The 687-nt window shown below is 51.4% G+C and carries 1 protein-coding gene; it reads left to right on the top strand.

What is annotated here, in order from left to right:
- Positions 1-29: 29 nt before the first annotated feature.
- Positions 30-687 (top strand): PmbA/TldA family metallopeptidase (locus tag R7R24_RS27130; RefSeq protein WP_318120183.1); only part of this gene is annotated, 658 nt, incomplete at its 3' end.

The following is a 687-nucleotide window of genomic DNA, read 5'->3' as shown; positions in this document are numbered from 1 at the left end:
TGCGTATTGAATACAAGATGTGAAAGACAATGGATATTAAACAGCAGGTTGCTGAGCAACGTACCGAGCTAGAGCAAGCCGTGGCACGAGCACTGGAGCTCGCGTCGGCGAAGTCGGATGCAGCAGAAGTCGCAATTACTAAAAGCACAGGTTTGAGTGTTTCCACTCGAATGGGTGATGTAGAAAATGTCGAGTTCAACAGTGATGGTGCGCTTGGCATTACCGTTTACCGAGGCCAGCGTAAGGGCAGCGCTTCCACATCTGATTTGAGTGAAGCGGCTATTGAACAGACAGTGAATGCCGCGCTTGATATCGCTCATTACACATCTGAAGACCCGTTCGCAGGCCCAGCGCCGAAAGAATTTATGGTGAAAGAGGTGCCAGATCTTGACCTTTTCCACCCAGACTCTCCAGACCCAGACTACGCAGCACAAGTGGCGATTGCCGCTGAGAAAGAAGCGCTAAGCTACAGCGATGCAATCAAGCAAAGTGACGGTGCAAGCTACGATAGCCACTACGGCGTCAAAGTGTACGGAAACAGCCATGGTTTGTTAGCAAGCTACGCGTCTAGTCGCCACAGCACAAGCTGCTGCGTTATTGGCGTAGGCAAAAATGGCGAAATGGAACGTGACTACAGCTATACCGTTGCCCGCCATCGCGATGATTTGTGGACGCCAGAAACCGTCG

The sequence above is a fragment of the Vibrio sp. 704 genome (assembly GCF_033339295.1).
This window is presented reverse-complemented; position numbering and strand designations above follow the sequence as displayed.